This window comes from Leptospira kemamanensis (assembly GCF_004769665.1).
GTDB classification, from domain to species: Bacteria; Spirochaetota; Leptospiria; order Leptospirales; family Leptospiraceae; genus Leptospira_A; species Leptospira_A kemamanensis.
The window spans coordinates 1-16,983 of the sequence record NZ_RQGG01000015.1; the positions used below are offsets into that span (position 1 = coordinate 1).

Genomic DNA, 16,983 nt, shown 5'->3' on the forward strand with positions numbered 1-16,983 from the left:
GATAAAGATACATTAACAGAACTTAAAAACAAGTATCCTATGGGAGATAAAAACAAGTCCGCAATTCCAACTCGTCCTTTGTCCATTAGTGAGCATATTTGGGGAAGCTTTGATGATCCTGGACAACCAATTAAAGGTTTAAACCTCTCAGAGTCTAGAGCGAGTATTCTTGATAGATTCCCTGAAAGAGAATTATCTGAAATTTACATATTAAAAGATAGATCTAAAGCGGAAGAATATATTAAAAATGGAAATTACGATGAACAAACAAAGAAAAAATTAACTACAGAATTGGACCGAATGCAAAATGAATGGAGGGAAAACGAAAAAACTGAAGAAGGAAGGATTAAAAATCGAAACGTGGAAGCTGCATTTAAAGGCTATGATGTTATACAATATGAAGGAAGATTACCTGTATACCGAAATCAAAATGGTGCGATTTTACCTTTTCCAATAATTAATTCTGATTTCGGTCCAAGAGATGTGACTGATTCTGGAGTTCACAACGGACTAGATTTCCCTGTTCCAATAGGCACGCCTGTACCTGTTGTATATAGCGGAACAGTTATTAAATCTAATTATTCCGAATCTTGGGGGAATTATGTTGTTGTAAAGAGCGAAGATGGCTATAATGTTTATGCTTACCGAAGTTCTTCTGATGTAAAAGTTGGAGATCAAGTGAATCAAGGCTCTCAGCTTGGTCGTTCTGGTAATTCAGGTTTTTTTATAAAAGATGGTGTTTCTCAGCAAGTTGGAGCTCATTTTCATTTTGGAGTTTTTATTGATGAAAATTTAAAGAAGCCAGTAGACCCAAAAGGAAGTGAATGATATGGGGAAAATTTTAAATTCAGTTTTGATAACAATGATTAGTTTTTCATTAATTCTTCTGTTCGGATGTGATAAAATACTAAAAAATTTTGGAATTCAAAATAGAGAAAAAATCGAAGGCGATTGGACAAAAATTGAAAAAGAGTATAATGGACGATCAGATATTAATAGCTATCCTTTATCCACAATTCGTATTTCAATTAAAAAGTATGAAACATTCTACAAAATTTGGTATAGTACAGGTTCTGATAGTTATTATGAAAAATATCAGTCTTTTGTTTGTGATAATCAGTCTTGCCAGTTTGTTGATCGCTTAAAAGAAAGTAGCGAGAAAATAACAAGAAAATTGAAGTTCAAGTTTGATACCGATTCTTCAATGAAGATTGATTGTTTAAAATTATCTTTTTTTTGGTGTGATAATAGAAAAATAAACTATTATCTTAAAACAGGAGATGCTGAGAGTGGTGGGATTCAATGGTTTGAAGAGAATTTTCCTGGCGACTAAAAAATGTCCGAGTTTCGGAAAAACTACAATCTATTATATTTTCTTCTATCATCAACAGCGAGTTTTGCGAACAAAATCAAATTGTATCCACCAAATTTTACAGGATTAACCTTTCTGGTGAATTTTTTTGTAGAGGAAAATGCTCAGTGATAACGAGATAAGCAATCTCAATCTCTAGTAACAGTGGTCGATCCATCGGAAATCCAGGGGATCATACACATGTTGAGTTTAGTTTTTATGCTGGAGATGATCCGAAGACAGGTGAACCGCTGTTTAAGACAAGGGTTCCCACCAAAGATGATATTCCACTATTAAAGAAAGTGGGTTTAATCAAATGAGAAATTCTTTCAATATCATTATCTTCCTGTTGCTTTTGATTGGTTGTGACATGGATAAGCTACCTTCTAAAGGGACAGAAATTAGTACTCCGAATTTTGACTACGGAAAAATTGAATCAAAAGTATCCATAAGTGATGGTAGTATATTCTGGGCTGCTAAAAGTGAGTTCGAAAGTTTGGAAAGCTTTAACACCTTAAAGATGCTAAAAGATTTCGATTATTTTCTTGGTAATCAAGCAGATCCTTTTGTTTCAATTAAAGGTATTGATAGTAGTTTAATTTCTCAAAAACTTTTTAATGAGGCAATTGTTTGGTTTCGGTTTGGATATGAAAAAGGAATATTGATTTACCGAGTTCAAACATACTCAACATTTGATACTGCTGGTAGTAATTCTGATGGAATTATAAAAAATGTCAAATGTTCCGAATACACAGATACTTTGATCAAATGTAAATTTTATTTCGAGACATCAAATCCAGAAAACGGAATGCCTCCCATGTCCTGGGTAATCGTTACCATCAAGGATCGTGCTTTGGTGAATGTGGAAGATGATTTAGGTGCAAGTTTTCTTGGTTATATTGATACCGACAAAAAATATCCAGAACTGTATCTATCCAATCTCAAGAAAGCTCTGAAAGTTGCTGTCAAAGATCCAGAGATTGGATTAAAAGATGTGCAGTTGCGCGGTTTTACGATAGAAGAATTGGATTTGTTAACCGATGGATTGGCGTCGCAAGTGAAAGCTGGGAAGTAGGAGTATCTAAAACGGAGAAAACAACTGCCAATGCAAAATAATTCTTTGCCAGTTGGTCCAGGAAGTGAGTAAAATTTCGTGACAATGCGGAAGCTGTACTAAAACTCATCCACGAGGAAACAAGGCTCCCATACAAGGCAGGAGAAATGGGAAGTATGTCCTCGAATACAATCACTTCCTATAACAGTATTCTTTCTAAATTTGGTCTGAAAGCGAAAGATTTCACATCACAGATAGGCTCCAATGAAGCGAAATACAATGCAATTAAAGAACAATTGCGGTAAGGTAAGATTGTCACTTCAGGAATGTACTTGGATGCACCTCCTGCATTGACAAAGTATGATGCGAAAGGTCTAAAAATTGAAAAATATGAAAGGGGCCATCGAGTCAGTATCGTCGGATTTGATGATGTCCGAAAAAGAAAATTTCACAGAAGACGAAATCAATGGTATGACTCCAGAAGATTTGGCAGACCGAGCTGCACAAATTCGACAAGACCAAATATCCATATTTGATAATTTTGCAGATGCTGGTGTTGCGTTAGGTGGGCTTCTTATGAGTGGTGGGGCAATCGCATTCAGTTTTGCAACTGGCAATTTCCCAAATACAAATCCGAATGCTCCGCAGAATCCAATTTAATTTCTTCACTTACCAAATTGATCAAAGGGGATAGATTAAATACTGATTATTTTCTCCAAAATTATGGAATGCCAAGTAAAAGCTTGGATCCTAAAACTTTAAAGGTAATACAAAAAATCGTAGAGAAAAATTATGAAAGAATTAAAGACGAATCAGGCCAGATAGTTTTTTCTCCAAAACAATTGGCTATACGGATGCAAAGTTTTTAGATGGAAAAGAGCACAAGATAAAATTTACTCAAGAAGTTAAAATCAAAGAAGTTACTAAGGATCCTAAGACAAAACAAATCGACTATATGGGATACTAGAGGCAAAGAAATCAGAAAAGACGTAGGTAAGTCAAACGTAGAAGTATTTAATTCTTTTCAGGATAAAGATAAACGCTGGAAATGATATGATGTGGTATGGACCAAATACATAATTCAAAGTGTTGGATGTAAAAATTGAAGGCGGTAAAAGCAAAGGATTCGAAGATGCAAACGTTGTCCATGGTACGAATGTTCGACTGGCACTTCTTGATAAGAATGGAAATATAACCTCCATCGTGGATGTTGTACATTTAACTGCAATTAATAACCAATTGATTGAAGCTTTTCAAAGCACCGATCCGGATAAAAAAATACTTCCAGCTGGAACTTTTTTAGGGGCTACTCCAAAAACAATTGGGCATTCAGATGGTCCACATTTACACCTGCACTCTTATGAGCCTGATGGAAATAAGCAGATGAAAAGAAAGGATTTTTACGACCATTGGGTTGGAGATAAAGAATGAAGATAATCATAATGTTGATCGTTAGCTTGAACTTGACTTTTTCTTGCTCCGAAAACGATAATCCCGTGTCAAAAGCTAAAATGAAAATATCTCAAGAAATAATTCCAGATAAAGTATTAGGAGAAGGGAAGTATTTTCGAGATTTTCTTACTGCCATAAAAAATCAAGACTGTAAGTCTGTTCTAAGTGTTTTAGATGATACCGTTTATTTCAGCACGGGTGAAAGGACCGATGGTATATTTAGAAGAAAAGACCGATTTTTTGAAGAAAAGCACAAGTTTTTAATTTGTGATTTGTTTTTTGAAACAAGAACACTTCAAAAGAAAATCGCCATCTTGTTTGATACTAACCAAATTGAGCCATCATTTGTTTCTCCTCGGGATTGGTTAGAGAAATCTATGGAAATTAGGTTCATTACAATGGAAGGGGGAAGTAATGGCGATGAAGTCAATATTGTTTTTTTAGGAGGTAGATACTTTCATCCTGAAGATCATTTCAGGAATTCGAGAGATTTGGATTTTATGTTTCGTTGTCCGAGTGGATTTCAAAAAAAATGCTATTTATATTCTTTTACAGTATATTGAATTAAATTATTTGAATTGTAATTATTTTCAATTTTCTATGTCGTATTCTATTATAACCCCGCGCAAGCGATTGAAGCGGAAATCCTTTCCTATAGGAAAGATTTGAGCCGGATAGCGCGGACGTTACTTTGTAGAATGACGCTCAACTAACAGATCCGATGCGCCAAATGCATTTATAATGATTTTCTTTTAGGAATCACTTATAGTCCTGATCCAAAAGATGGATGGGGTGGATCTATTGGGTCTGGTAATACGACCGTACAAGGATCCTATTCATTAGGGCATGGAGTCCAATTTGCTGGGGATGTCACAACCAATATAGGGTTGAATTAAAACCCAACAGGGGAAGGACCACGTCGAGACTGGAATTTTTCCATGATGTATGACGTAGCAGGGACCGGACTCTCAGCTAGTGTTGGTTATACAGATCCTGACTCTACTTTAGGGCTCATATCCACAGTCAATCATGATGGACATTCCACATCTGCTGAGTTAACAGGTGTGAGTATTGCAACGAATGGTCCAAATGGAAGAAATGAGCTTCGCCGAACAGAACATAAACGCTGCACAGGATCAAAAACAAGCAACAAAAGATGCGAAGATCCAAGAAGATGAAAAAATCATCAATGCCATGCAGTCGTTTCAACCAGTGAAGTATACGACGTGGTATGGCAATATCTTTGCCATTCAATTGAAAGTTTTGGAAGTGTATCCTGGCGAACCGAATCTGCCGTTGTGCACTTCTGACTACTATATGGGGTACAAAGGTTGGGGGAGTTACGTCAAAGTACTCAGCGAAATTGATGAGCTTCCATTCCAGAGTAAAAAGGGAAACGGAATCCGTATTAGAAATTGATCCCCCTGCGCCCCGGATCGACTGAGCGCCCTCGCCGAGGGAGAGCCGGAAATGTGCGCCCGTGCTTTTCCTTTCCCCTTGACAATCTGCCCAAATGCCAAATTCTGACAGGAAAGCTTGATAAAGGTGCTTTTGGATGAACAAAACCCAGATGGGGAACCTGCTTTTGGTGCTTTTTTTGGGACTGATGGCGGGAGCTGTGGCAGGAGTGGTCTTAGATCGTCTCTTTGGCACAAACACTCTCTCTCGGTTTTTGTTCGAATCACCAGTATCGTTTGAGCTTTATATAATTAAAGTCGAGTTCCAGCTAACCCCTGCAAGTATCGTTGGTCTTGTAGCGTCTGGATATCTCGCACTAAAAAAGGGGTAAGTATGTCAGTAATTTCCATGAAAAGTCTGCTAGAAGCAGGCGTACACTTCGGCCACCAAACACGTCGTTGGAACCCAAAAATGAGTCCTTATGTTTATACGGCTCGTAACGGGATCCACATCATCGACCTCCAAAAGACAGTTCAAAAAACAAAAGAAGCTTATGATGCTTTGAAAAAGTTAACTGGCCAAGGAAAAAAAGTTCTCTTTGTGGGAACAAAAAAACAAGCTCGCGGTGCCATCGAAAGAGCAGCACAAGCGTGCAGTATGTACTATGTATCTAACCGTTGGTTAGGTGGACTTCTCACAAACTGGAACACAGTTAAGAAGTCAATTGCTCGTTTGAAACGACTTGAGCAAATGGAAGAGAACAACTCTTTCGAACAAGAAGCTCGTACAAAAAAAGAAGCATTATCACTCAAACGTGAGTTAGAAAAACTCCGCCAAACACTTGGTGGGATTAAGGATATGGCAGTTGTGCCTGAAATCCTGTTTGTAATTGATCCTAAAAAAGAAGAAATCGCAGTCAAAGAAGCGAAAAAACTTGGTTTAAAAGTGTTCGCTGTGATTGATACAAACTGCGATCCAGAGCCAATCGATTACCCAATTCCAGGTAACGATGATGCAATCCGTGCAATTTCATTATTTCTCGATACGATGGCAAATGCAGTTCTGGAAGGAACTGGTGGCGAAGTCATCCAAACTAATTTTGCGGAAGATATGGACGCAGAACAACTTGCACTTGAATACCAAGGTGAGTACGATGAGTCCGGAAAATTCATCATGGACGATGAACTTCCTCCAGTCGCAAAAGACATCCCTGTGGATGCTGATGCAGCAAAAAAAGCAGCAGAAGTTGCAGCAACAGCAGCTGAAGCAAAACCAGAAACAGAAGGTAAAGAGTAATGGCAGTTAGCTCCGAACAAATCAAAGACCTCCGCGAACGTACGGGCGCGGGGATGATGGACTGCAAAAAAGCCCTCGAAGAAAAGGGTGGCGATATTGAAAAAGCAGTCACTTATTTAAGAGAAAAAGGTTTAGCGAAAGCGGCAAAACGGGCCGGTCGCGAAACTGGTGAAGGAAAAATCATCGCTTATGTTCACGGAACAGGGAAAACGGGAGTTCTAGTCGAGCTCAACTGTGAAACTGATTTCGTAGCAAACAACGAAGCGTTTGAAGCTCTTGGAAAAGAGATCGCTCTTCAAATCACTGCGATGAATCCTTTGTATGTAAACGAAGAATCCATTCCAAAATCTGAAATTGAGAACGAAATGAACGTACAAAAAGCTCTTCTTGAAAAAGAAGGGAAAAAAGCGGATCAAATCGAAAAAATCCTTCCTGGTAAAATGAAAAAGTTCTACGAAGAGATTTGTCTCATCCACCAAAAATCAATTCGTGACAACTCCAAAACCATCAATGACCTTCTCCAAGAAGCCATTGCAAAATTTGGAGAGAACATTACTGTTGGTAGGTTCTCGAGGTTCCAAGTAGGTGGGAACTAGTCCGCGTTTCAAACGCATCCTAATTAAAATCTCCGGCGAGGCTCTCGCCGGTGAGGGTGAACTTGGTATTGATACCAACAAAACATTCTCACTTGCCGGACAAATCAAAGAAGTTCATGACTTAGGTCTGGAAGTGGCTGTGGTTGTTGGTGGTGGGAATATGATCCGCGGCGAAACCTTAGCAAAGTCTGGAATGGACCGTGCCACTGCCGATTATATGGGTATGCTTGGTACCATCATGAATGGTCTCGCCTTACAAGATGCATGCGAAAAACAAGGGATGTTTACCCGAGTTCTTTCCGCCATCGAAATGAAATCCGTTGCAGAACCTTATATTCGTAGACGTGCCGTTCGCCATTTAGAAAAAAATCGTGTGATTATTTTTGCTGGCGGAACAGGGAATCCTTATTTCACAACAGATACTACTGCATCCTTACGGGCTGTGGAAGTGGGTTGCGAAGTGATTCTCAAGGCAACCAAAGTGGACGGTGTGTACACTGCGGATCCAAAAAAAGATCCAAATGCACAAAGGTATTTACAAGTTTCTTTTATGGAGTCCATCAAACACCGGTTAAAGGTTATGGATTCAACAGCACTCAGTCTATGTATGGATAATAATATGCCAATCATAGTGTTTGATATTTTTAAAGCTGGTAATTTAAGAAAATTAATCGATGGGGAACCAATTGGTACATTGATTTCCAATACAGAGGAAGTAATTCTAGATGGTAGATGAAATTATAAAATCCATGCAGTCCAAAATGGACAAAACAGTGGAAGCTCTAAAAAAAGACTTTGGAACCATTCGTACGGGAAAAGCAAATCCGATGATGGTGGAAGATGTGCGAGTGGACTACTATGGAACACTCACTCCACTCAACCAACTCGGAAAAATTGCCTGCCCTGAGCCACGTGTGATTCTCATCACTCCTTTTGAAAAAGGAATGTTAAAAGACATTGAAAAAGCAATTTTTGCTGCAAGTCTTGGGCTCACACCAAATAACGACGGTTCTAGCATTCGGATCAATATCCCTGAACTAACAGGGGAAAGACGAAAAGAACTTGCGAAAGTGGTGAAACAAAAAGCGGAAGAAAAAAAAGTTGCGATTCGTAACATCCGCCGTGATGCCAATGATGAATTAAAAAAACACCAATCTGAAATGTCCCAAGATGAAGTCAAAGGCCACCAAGATAAAATCCAAAAAATTACGGATTCTTATATTGCAAAATTGGGAGATTTAGAAAAGGAAAAAGAAAAAGAGATCACTACTCTTTAATTTCCTATGAAGTTGAACTCAATCCCTTCCCACATTGCTGTCATCATGGACGGAAATGGCAGGTGGGCGGAAAACCAAGGGAAAAAAAGAACCGAAGGCCACAGAGAAGGGGCAAATGCAATTGATCGCCTTTTGGATGTGGCTTTGGAATACAAAATCCCAAATATCTCCCTCTATGCTTTCTCCACAGAAAACTGGAAACGTCCTATCACCGAAATCCAAGCCATCTTTGATCTGTTAGTTGAGTTTATCGAAACTCGCCTCGATACCATTCACGAGAAAGGGATTCGGATTCACCACAGTGGGGCAAGGAACAAACTGTCCAAAACGGTTTTGGCAAAAATTGACCACGCCATGGCCGTGACTAAAAAAAACAAAAAACTCACAGCTAACTTTTGTTTGAATTATGGTGGTCATGAAGAAATTTTAAGTAATTTTTCCCGGGTGATGGCAGCACGTAAGGCCAAAAAAGAAGCTTTGGACAAAGCCATTTCCCCCAAAGAATTTGAAAAATATTTGTATACATCCCCTTTGCCACCCGTAGATTTATTGATCAGAACTGCGGGAGAACAAAGGATTTCTAACTTTCTATTATGGCAAAGTGCATACGCAGAAATGTATTTTACGAGTACACTTTGGCCGGACTTTGGAAGGACCTCACTTGAGGAAGCTCTTCAGTTTTTTGATTCCCGAAAACGAAAATTTGGTGGTTTGTTATGAGTGAAACGACACTCCGTATTCTGTCTGCAATTGTGCTTACTTTTATCTATGTCTTTATGATCTTCCATAGCTCATGGTATTTCATTGAATTTTATCTCTTTGGTGTCGTATTGATTTACCTTGGGCTGAAAGAGTTATATGCCTTCTGTAAAACCGAAGAATCAAAACCATTTTTTGGAACAGGGCTTCTATTTTCCTTACTCATTTTTACTGTGTATTACATTCAGTTTTTGGGATTACAATTTGAAGTGACACCTCCTGGTTTTGTTTTGGAACTTTCGAAACTTTTCCGAGAAGGATTCCATCCCACTCCTTTTTTACTCGTGGCGCTTTCCATCACGGTTTGGATTTTGCAAATTCTAAAACGTCCGTTAGATGGAGCATTGTTTTCCGTCGGTGGAACCATGCTTGGTCCCATCTACATCGCCATTCCTATTGGTCATTTTTTACTCCTTCTCGCTTTACCGTTTGGAACTTACTATATCTTTCTTGTGTCTGTGATCACATTTATGAGTGATGCGGGTGCTTATTTCGGTGGTAGATGGTTTGGAAAACACCCGGCAGGTTTAAAAATCTCGCCGAAAAAAACTTGGGAAGGATATGTAACAGGGAACCTAACTGCTGTCATTGGGGCGCAAGTTCTCAATGTGGCTTGGGAACACTTTAGTGGTGTGAAATTGCCAGTGGGGATTCTCGAAACCATTGTTTTATCCTTTGTGATTTCCGTGATTTCTGTGATGGGAGATTTGGCTGAGTCTGCGATGAAACGTGATGCCAAAATCAAAGATTCCGGAAGTCTCATCCCAGGCCACGGTGGGGTTTTGGATTTGGCAGACGCCCTTTTGTTTACAGTGCCTGCTATTTATTATTACTTTCTCTTCAAAGGTTTCCTCGGATTCCCTGTCTGATCATTCGGCTCGGATCTGTCTAAACAATATATGGTAGGTGTCTCGGTATTAGGAATTTCAGGTTCTGTTGGCTCTTCCACGGTGAAGGTGCTCAGGCAATTCCGAGACCAGTTTTCGCTACGTAGTTTTTCCGTTCACTCCAATTGGGAAACGGCGAAGCTCCTTATTGCTGAATTTTCTCCCGAAGTGGTTTGTATCACCGATCCCAAGTTAGTGGGTCAGTTTGGGGATCGTTTTGGTTCCACAAAGATTTTGTATGGAAACCATTCTCTTACTGACTTAGTCAAATTGTCTTCTGTGGATGTTGTGGTAACCGCTGTGGTTGGGGCAAGGGGAGTCCTTCCTACCATTGCGGCCATTGAAGCTGGCAAAAAAATAGCCATCGCCAATAAAGAAACACTCGTTACATTTGGGCCTCTCATCAATCGTTTGGTCTCAAAACACAACACGCTAATGGTGCCAGTGGATTCCGAACACAATGCACTGTTTCAACTCATCGAAAGAGAAGCTCGTTCCAATATCCGCGCGATTACTCTCACTGCATCGGGGGGAAGTTTTCGCACACTTCCCATCGAAGAGTTAGAGCATGTTTCCGTCAAACAGGCGCTCAATCATCCAACTTGGTCGATGGGTCCAAAAATCACTGTGGATTCAGCGGGTCTTATCAATAAGGGTCTCGAAGTCATCGAAGCGCATTTTCTCTTTGGGTTTTCGTATGACGAGATTGAGGTGGTGATCCATCCGCAGTCATTGACTCATGGAATCATTGAAACGAGAGACGGTGCTTGTTTGCAATACACAAGCCACCCCGATATGGTCTATCCTATCGCTCATTCCTTATTTTATCCAAATCCAACTCCGCAAATGCTCATCGAACGAAAACCTTCCACTTGGAAAACCTTGGAATTTTTTCCACCAGATACCAAACGGTATCCGGGACTCACACTGGCATACCAAGCGGGGAAAGCTGGTGGAGTGGCACCTTGTATCTTTAATGCAGCAAACGAAGAAGCTGTGGCACTTTTTTTAAAAGAAAAAATTTCTTTTACTACAATTCCAAGGCTCATTGAGTCCGCCTTAAACCAAGTCAAAAATGAATTTCCAGAGACCCTTGAAGGGTATTTGGAAAAAGACAAAGAAACACGTAATTTGATCCAATCTGAATTTTTAAAAGGGGGAGTGACTACATGATCGTATTAATACTCGGCGCTGTATTCATGTTAGCTGTATCGATTTTTATCCATGAATTGGGGCACCTCTTATGTGGGAAACTGGTAGGTGTGGAAGCACGTATTTTTTCGTTAGGTTATGGAAAAGGGATTTGGAAAAAACGGATTGGGAAAACCATCTACCAAATCACTGCCATTCCCATCGGTGGATATGTTTTATTTCGTGGGGATGATTATAGCAAAACTAAAAAGCCAAAACAAGGGGATTTACTTGCGACTCCGCCACTTCGTCGTATGGTTCCTGTCCTTGGTGGCCCTTTCGCCAATTTAGTGTTAGGTTTTTTCTTATTATTTATTTTGGAACTTTCGGGAGACAGTCCTTCTTCCAACCGCATTTTCATTGAAGATGCAAACAAAGTATCAAGCCCCGCTTACAATGCAGGTCTTCGTACGGGTGATAAAATTCTCTCCATCAATGGAAAACCCACAGAAAGTTTTGAAGATATTTTTACCAATGTGAGTTTAACATCGGGTGATCCCATCCAAGTGACTTACAAACGGGATAACGAAACAAAGACAGTCGAAATTGTTCCCAATTTATACTCTGCTGGTGGGCATCCTACGATTGGGGTGATGCCGTTTGGAGAAAGGAGAGTGGTGGCTACGTTTACTTATGGGGAACAGATCAGCCACTTTATGGCAAATGTTTTAGATAAAGAAGATAAATCTTCTATTTACTTCCAAGAAAAAATTGAAGAACGAAAAGAAGAGATTCCAGAAGAACTCCTAAAACAACATGAAATTGCAGAACGGGAAAAATCACTCAGAAGGAGAGCTCTCTCTTTTTTGAAAGACGGAGATATGATTTTAACCGTGGCGGGTGTGGATGTTCATACCGTGCCTGAATTACAAACAGAACTCGGAAAACACCAAGGAAAAACCATTCCTGTCGAAGTGGAACGTAAAACCTATCCACTCCTTACTCCTTGGGCAACAGAAAAAGTAACCATTCAAATCCCAGTGTTAGGTGCCAATGTATATGAATTTTGGAATATCGAACATCCAAAATTCCCTGAATTAGGAATTCCTTATTTTCGATTGGATAGTTATGATGCGGAGATCGAAAACCGACTTTCCAATTTAAAGATCCAAAACCAAATGTTTACGTCTGCGGATGCATTTACTTCGTATTTAAAAACCAGTGCAGGTAAAAAAGAAATTTGGATCGGCAATATGAAATACATTGCGGATGTGAATGTAAAACCGATTGGTCTTCTTGGCTTTCGTGCTTCCATGAAATTTGAAGCCGAAAAAATACAGAAAGAATCTACCGTTTATTCATCGCTAGTCGGTGCAGGGAACAAAGTATACGAAAACGTTTCCACTACATTAAAGGGAATTGGCATGTTGTTTTCGGGAATGTTGTCTCCAAAAGAAAATTTGTCGGGTCCGATTGGGATTGTGCAGATTGCTGGGATCAGTTTGGAATATGGTTGGGTCACCTATCTTGACTTTGTTGCAAAAATTTCATTAGCACTGATGGTGATGAACTTACTCCCCATTCCTATGGCTGACGGCGGACACATCGTACTCTATGCTTATGAGGCGATTACAGGAAGACCACTTCCGAGGAAAGCCATTGAAGCCATCTTCCGATTGGGTTTTTTCTTTCTCATTGGGCTTGGACTCTATGTTTCCTTCAATGATGTGATGCGTATTTTTTAAAACCAAACTTTGTATTGTTAGATTGTTAATCATAAAGAGAAAAATGAAATGAAAGCTAGTTCCTATTTAATTCCTACTGCCAAAGAAGACCCACAAGATGCAGTGGTCGCATCTCATAAATTGATGATGCGCGCAGGCCTTATCCGTAAGTCTGCAGCAGGTCTGTATTCCTATTTACCACTTGGGTTACGTGTGCTTCGTAAGATTGAAGGCATTGTCAGAAAAGAAATGGATGCGGCTGGAGCTTTGGAATTCCAACTTCCTATCTTAACACCAAGTGAAATTTGGAAAGAATCTGGTCGTTGGGACAAAATGGGGAAAGAGATGTTTCGTTTGAAAGACCGCCATGACAACGAAAGTTGCCTTGGCCCCACACATGAAGAATCATTTTGTGTGCTCATAAAACCGATGGTTCGTTCTTACAAAGACCTTCCGATCAATGTTTATCAAATCCATACAAAATTCCGAGATGAAATCCGCCCAAGGTTTGGTGTGATTCGTTCCCGTGAGTTTACCATGAAGGATGCGTATTCCTTCCATTTAGATGATGAATCCTTAGACAAAACCTACCAAACAATGCGTAAAACCTATCGAAGGATTTTTGCTGGGATGGGACTTTCGACAATTCCTGTCCAAGCGGACTCAGGGAATATGGGTGGTTCTGCATCGGAAGAGTTTATGGTTGTGTCACCGATCGGAGAAGAGACTCTCACAATTTGTCCATCTTGCCATTATTCAGGAAATATTGAAAAAACTCCTGTGATCGCTAAAAACAATGCAACCAAACAAGCATTTAATGGTAACGGAAAACTTTCTACTCCTGCGAAAAAGTCCATCGCGGAAGTTGCAGAGTTTTTAAACACAAAAGAAGAGAATCTTTTGAAAGCTGTGGCACTCGTTGCTGATGGACAATATGTCCTCGCCTTTTTAGAAGGAGACCGCGAGCTAAACGAAAACAAATTAAAAAACCATTTGGGTTGTAATGAACTACGGCCGATGGGTCCAGCTGAAATGGAAAAACTTGGTCTTGTCCCAGGTTTTATCGGACCAGGGTTTCCAAAATCCGATTCACTTAAAATTTACATTGATGCTTTACTCGATTGGAAATTTCAATACATCGCTGGTGCGAATGAAGTTGATCACCACATAGCAGGTATTCAGCTCTCTTCTTTTTTTAAAGAAGAAGAAGTGACAAAGATCGATGTATCCCAAGCAAAGGTAGGCGATCCATGTCCGTCATGTGGAACAGGATTAACCGCAGAGAAGGGGATTGAGGTCGGTCATATTTTTAAATTAGGACAAAAGTATTCCAAATCATTTGATATCACTGTTCTCAATGACAAAGGGAAAGCCACCACCACAACCATGGGTTGTTATGGAATTGGTGTGAACCGATGTATGGCAACCGTGATCGAACAATGTAATGATGACAAAGGGATTTTTTGGCCAGTTTCCATCGCACCGTTTACGGTGTGTTTGGTGAGTATTGCCAAAAATCCTGATGACATAGCAAAAATTGAATCTATCTATAAGGCACTTGTCGCGGCTGGGATTGAAGTCTTGTGGGATGACCGTGACCTTGGTCCCGGATTCAAATTTAAAGATTCCGAACTCATTGGGTTTCCCATCCGAATCACCTTAGGAAAAGGGTTTTTGGAGAAAAATGAGATCACCATTCTTGATCGTAAGTCCATGGTGGAAGAGACCATTCCTTTTACGACAAACGAAGATTTAGTCTCAAACCTCCAAAAGAAAATCGCAAAACTGGAAGAAACGATCCAAAATGACGTATCTCTTGCGGGAACATGAACTTTTCCCAAGAATTTTTTTTGAAAGCAAAGGAACTTGTAGATCCAAATCGGCTTCTGTGATAAACAGAGGTCATTGGGTGGCGGGTGGATAACCCCACCCAGTTCGATTAGGGCGGGGAAATCTTCTTAAAAATCCACCAACTCCCCACCTCCCCCAAAAGAAGCAGTTTTCATATTCACCTATCCCTCTATCTTGGGACATATGGGCAAAAACCAACCTGGATATTTTGGAGAATTTGGTGGCAGATATGCACCAGAAATTCTAACAGAGGCTCTCGAAGAGCTAGAGTCCACCTATCAAAAGTTAAAGAAAAGTAAAAAGTTCAAAAAGGAACTTGAATTTTACTTAAGCAATTATGTCGGAAGACCTAGTCCTTTAACTTACGCAGAACGTCTCACCAAACATTGGGGAGGTGCACGTATCTGGTTAAAACGTGAAGATTTAAATCATACAGGCGCTCATAAAATTAATAATGCCATCGGACAAGCGTTAATTGCAAAATTCATGGGCAAAAAACGTATCATTGCTGAAACAGGCGCTGGTCAACACGGTCTTGCGACTGCCACTGTTGGTGCTATGTTTGGAATGGAAACTGTTGTCTATATGGGTGCAGTGGACGTAGAAAGACAAAATCTCAATGCCAAAAAAATTGAGATGTTAGGTGCTAAAATTTTACCAGTAACAGCAGGAGAAGCCACACTCAAAGAGGCAACGAGCGAAGCCATGCGCGACTGGGCACTGAATGTCTCCACAACTCATTATATTGTTGGGTCTGCAATTGGTCCTCATCCTTTCCCAACGATTGTTCGTGATTTACAAGCAGTGATTGGAAAAGAAGCAAGATCACAATTCAAAAAACACAATCATAAACTCCCCCATGCGATCGTCGCTTGTGTGGGTGGTGGTTCGAATGCCATTGGAATGTTTCATGCATTTTTGAAAGACAAACATGTTGCGATCTATGGAGCGGAAGCTGGTGGTCTAGGTCCCAAACCTGGTGAACATTCTGCAACCTTAACTTATGGAAAAACTGGTTTTTTACATGGAACAAAAACTCTCATCATCCAAGATGACGTAGGTCAAATTGTTCCGGCACATTCTGTTTCCGCTGGACTTGATTATCCAGGTGTGGGTCCAGAACATGCTTTTTTGTCCCAAACAAAACGTGTAGATTACCGTATGGTGACAGACGAACAAGCATTAGATTGCTTTTTGGAAGTGACTCGTGTTGAAGGGATCATTCCTGCACTTGAAACAGCACATGCATTTCATGTAGCACGAGATGTTGCCAAAGACTTAGGAAAAAAGAAAGACCTCATCATTTGTCTCTCGGGTCGTGGTGATAAAGATGTTACGGAAGTACTTCGTTTGTTAGGTGAGAGAAGTAAATGAGTAAAATTAAAGATCTTTTTGAAAGTGGAAAAATTAAATCCGCATTTATTCCTTATTTTACTTTGGGTGATCCAAATTATACAGATTCGATTGAGTTTGGAAAAACCATTTTAGACAATGGAGCTGATATCTTAGAACTTGGGATTCCTTTTTCCGATCCTGTTGCCGATGGTCCAGTGATCCAAAGAGCAGTGGCACGTTCTTTAAAAAACAAATTTTCTTTTGATGAGATTTTTCGAGTCACAAAAGAAATCCACGAACATAAAAAAGAAACTCCACTTGTTTATCTTACTTACTTCAACCCGATTTATCATTGTGGGATCAAAACCTTTTTAGATCGGGCAAAAGAAGCAGGGGTTGTTGGACTTGTGATCCCAGACCTACCTTTTGATACCAAAGAAAGTGAAACTTTGTTCCAGGAATTGAAACTGAGGGACATGGATCTCATCCATTTGGTCACACCAGCATCAACTAAAAAGCGGATTGAAGCTTTAAAGAAAACATCCTCTGGATTTATCTATTATGTAACTTCCTTTGGAGTAACGGGAGAACGCCGTGAGTTTTCCATAGATTTGAAAGAAAGGATTCGTTTTTTAAAAGAAACCATCCAACTTCCTATCTGTGCAGGATTTGGGATCTCCACTCCAGACCAAGCAAGCCAAATTTCTGGTTATGCAGATGGAATTATCATCGGTTCTGCCATCCAAAGGATCATTGAAGAGAACGGACAGGACTTTCCCAAAGCCAAACAAGCTTTGGCAGAGTACATTGCAAAGATTCGGGTTGCCATTCCCTAAATTTTTTTCCCAAATCACTCAAAAACATTTGAGTCT

20 protein-coding genes are annotated in these 16,983 nt (G+C 39.9%); all 20 read left to right on the top strand.

All coding sequences use genetic code 11. The features are described 5' to 3' along the window. A partial coding sequence (locus EHQ59_RS06480; protein ID WP_135618504.1) for a M23 family metallopeptidase occupies nucleotides 1–828 on the top strand: 828 nt, incomplete at its 5' end. Nucleotide 829: 1 nt separating this feature from the next. Then, nucleotides 830–1,333 carry a hypothetical protein gene (locus EHQ59_RS06485; RefSeq protein ID WP_135618506.1) on the top strand — a complete coding sequence of 168 codons (504 nt, stop codon included), beginning with the start codon at nucleotides 830–832 and terminating at the stop codon, nucleotides 1,331–1,333. Nucleotides 1,334–1,667: 334 nt separating this feature from the next. Then, nucleotides 1,668–2,426 (top strand): hypothetical protein, encoded by a 759-nt coding sequence (locus tag EHQ59_RS06490; RefSeq protein ID WP_135618508.1) that lies wholly within the window; start codon nucleotides 1,668–1,670, stop codon nucleotides 2,424–2,426. A 155-nt stretch (nucleotides 2,427–2,581) separates the two neighbouring features. Next, entirely contained in the window at nucleotides 2,582–2,710 is a 129-nt protein-coding gene (locus tag EHQ59_RS17940; RefSeq protein ID WP_279638177.1) for a hypothetical protein, read from the top strand. Nucleotides 2,711–2,834: 124 nt separating this feature from the next. After that, nucleotides 2,835–3,065, top strand: a complete 231-nt coding sequence (locus EHQ59_RS06495) for a hypothetical protein (RefSeq protein WP_135618510.1) — start codon at nucleotides 2,835–2,837, stop codon at nucleotides 3,063–3,065. A gap of 429 nt (nucleotides 3,066–3,494) precedes the next feature. Further along, nucleotides 3,495–3,836, top strand: a complete 342-nt coding sequence (locus EHQ59_RS06500; RefSeq protein ID WP_167481389.1) for a hypothetical protein — start codon at nucleotides 3,495–3,497, stop codon at nucleotides 3,834–3,836. Between the two features lie 65 nt (nucleotides 3,837–3,901). Continuing rightward, nucleotides 3,902–4,420 carry a hypothetical protein gene (locus tag EHQ59_RS06505; protein ID WP_135618514.1) on the top strand — a complete coding sequence of 173 codons (519 nt, stop codon included), beginning with the start codon at nucleotides 3,902–3,904 and terminating at the stop codon, nucleotides 4,418–4,420. Nucleotides 4,421–4,955: 535 nt separating this feature from the next. Next, the gene (locus tag EHQ59_RS06510; protein WP_244245419.1) at nucleotides 4,956–5,276 is read left to right on the top strand and encodes a hypothetical protein; all 321 of its coding nucleotides are present in this window, start codon (nucleotides 4,956–4,958) and stop codon (nucleotides 5,274–5,276) included. Between the two features lie 136 nt (nucleotides 5,277–5,412). Then, on the top strand, nucleotides 5,413–5,646 hold the full coding sequence (locus tag EHQ59_RS06515; RefSeq protein WP_100726990.1) for a hypothetical protein: 234 nt from the start codon (nucleotides 5,413–5,415) through the stop codon (nucleotides 5,644–5,646). Between the two features lie 2 nt (nucleotides 5,647–5,648). Then, nucleotides 5,649–6,551: a 30S ribosomal protein S2 gene (gene rpsB / locus EHQ59_RS06520; protein WP_135618516.1), complete on the top strand. Its 903-nt coding sequence runs from the start codon at nucleotides 5,649–5,651 to the stop codon at nucleotides 6,549–6,551. Beyond that, complete coding sequence (tsf, locus tag EHQ59_RS06525; RefSeq protein WP_100717690.1) at nucleotides 6,551–7,147, top strand: translation elongation factor Ts; 597 nt, start codon at nucleotides 6,551–6,553, stop codon at nucleotides 7,145–7,147. Before rpsB ends, tsf begins: the two co-directional genes overlap by 1 nt. Then, a complete protein-coding gene (pyrH, locus tag EHQ59_RS06530) occupies nucleotides 7,137–7,883 on the top strand; it encodes a UMP kinase (RefSeq protein ID WP_100717691.1) in 747 nt (248 codons plus the stop codon). Before tsf ends, pyrH begins: the two co-directional genes overlap by 11 nt. Then, nucleotides 7,873–8,424, top strand: coding sequence for a ribosome recycling factor (gene frr, locus EHQ59_RS06535; protein WP_135618518.1), 552 nt, complete (start codon nucleotides 7,873–7,875; stop codon nucleotides 8,422–8,424). The genes pyrH and frr overlap by 11 nt, the downstream gene beginning before the upstream one ends. Nucleotides 8,425–8,430: 6 nt before the next feature. Then, nucleotides 8,431–9,144, top strand: coding sequence for an isoprenyl transferase (locus tag EHQ59_RS06540; protein ID WP_135618520.1), 714 nt, complete (start codon nucleotides 8,431–8,433; stop codon nucleotides 9,142–9,144). Beyond that, nucleotides 9,141–10,052 carry a phosphatidate cytidylyltransferase gene (locus tag EHQ59_RS06545; protein WP_135618522.1) on the top strand — a complete coding sequence of 304 codons (912 nt, stop codon included), beginning with the start codon at nucleotides 9,141–9,143 and terminating at the stop codon, nucleotides 10,050–10,052. Before EHQ59_RS06540 ends, EHQ59_RS06545 begins: the two co-directional genes overlap by 4 nt. 30 nt (nucleotides 10,053–10,082) lie before the next feature. Next, a complete protein-coding gene (dxr, locus tag EHQ59_RS06550; protein WP_135618524.1) occupies nucleotides 10,083–11,243 on the top strand; it encodes a 1-deoxy-D-xylulose-5-phosphate reductoisomerase in 1,161 nt (386 codons plus the stop codon). Continuing rightward, nucleotides 11,240–12,946: a site-2 protease family protein gene (locus EHQ59_RS06555; protein WP_135618526.1), complete on the top strand. Its 1,707-nt coding sequence runs from the start codon at nucleotides 11,240–11,242 to the stop codon at nucleotides 12,944–12,946. Before dxr ends, EHQ59_RS06555 begins: the two co-directional genes overlap by 4 nt. Before the next feature lie 48 nt (nucleotides 12,947–12,994). Beyond that, nucleotides 12,995–14,755: a proline--tRNA ligase gene (locus EHQ59_RS06560; RefSeq protein ID WP_135618528.1), complete on the top strand. Its 1,761-nt coding sequence runs from the start codon at nucleotides 12,995–12,997 to the stop codon at nucleotides 14,753–14,755. Between the two features lie 204 nt (nucleotides 14,756–14,959). After that, nucleotides 14,960–16,150, top strand: coding sequence for a tryptophan synthase subunit beta (gene trpB, locus EHQ59_RS06565; protein ID WP_135618530.1), 1,191 nt, complete (start codon nucleotides 14,960–14,962; stop codon nucleotides 16,148–16,150). Further along, complete coding sequence (gene trpA, locus EHQ59_RS06570; RefSeq protein ID WP_135618532.1) at nucleotides 16,147–16,947, top strand: tryptophan synthase subunit alpha; 801 nt, start codon at nucleotides 16,147–16,149, stop codon at nucleotides 16,945–16,947. The genes trpB and trpA overlap by 4 nt, the downstream gene beginning before the upstream one ends. The last annotated feature ends 36 nt before the right edge of the window (nucleotides 16,948–16,983 follow it).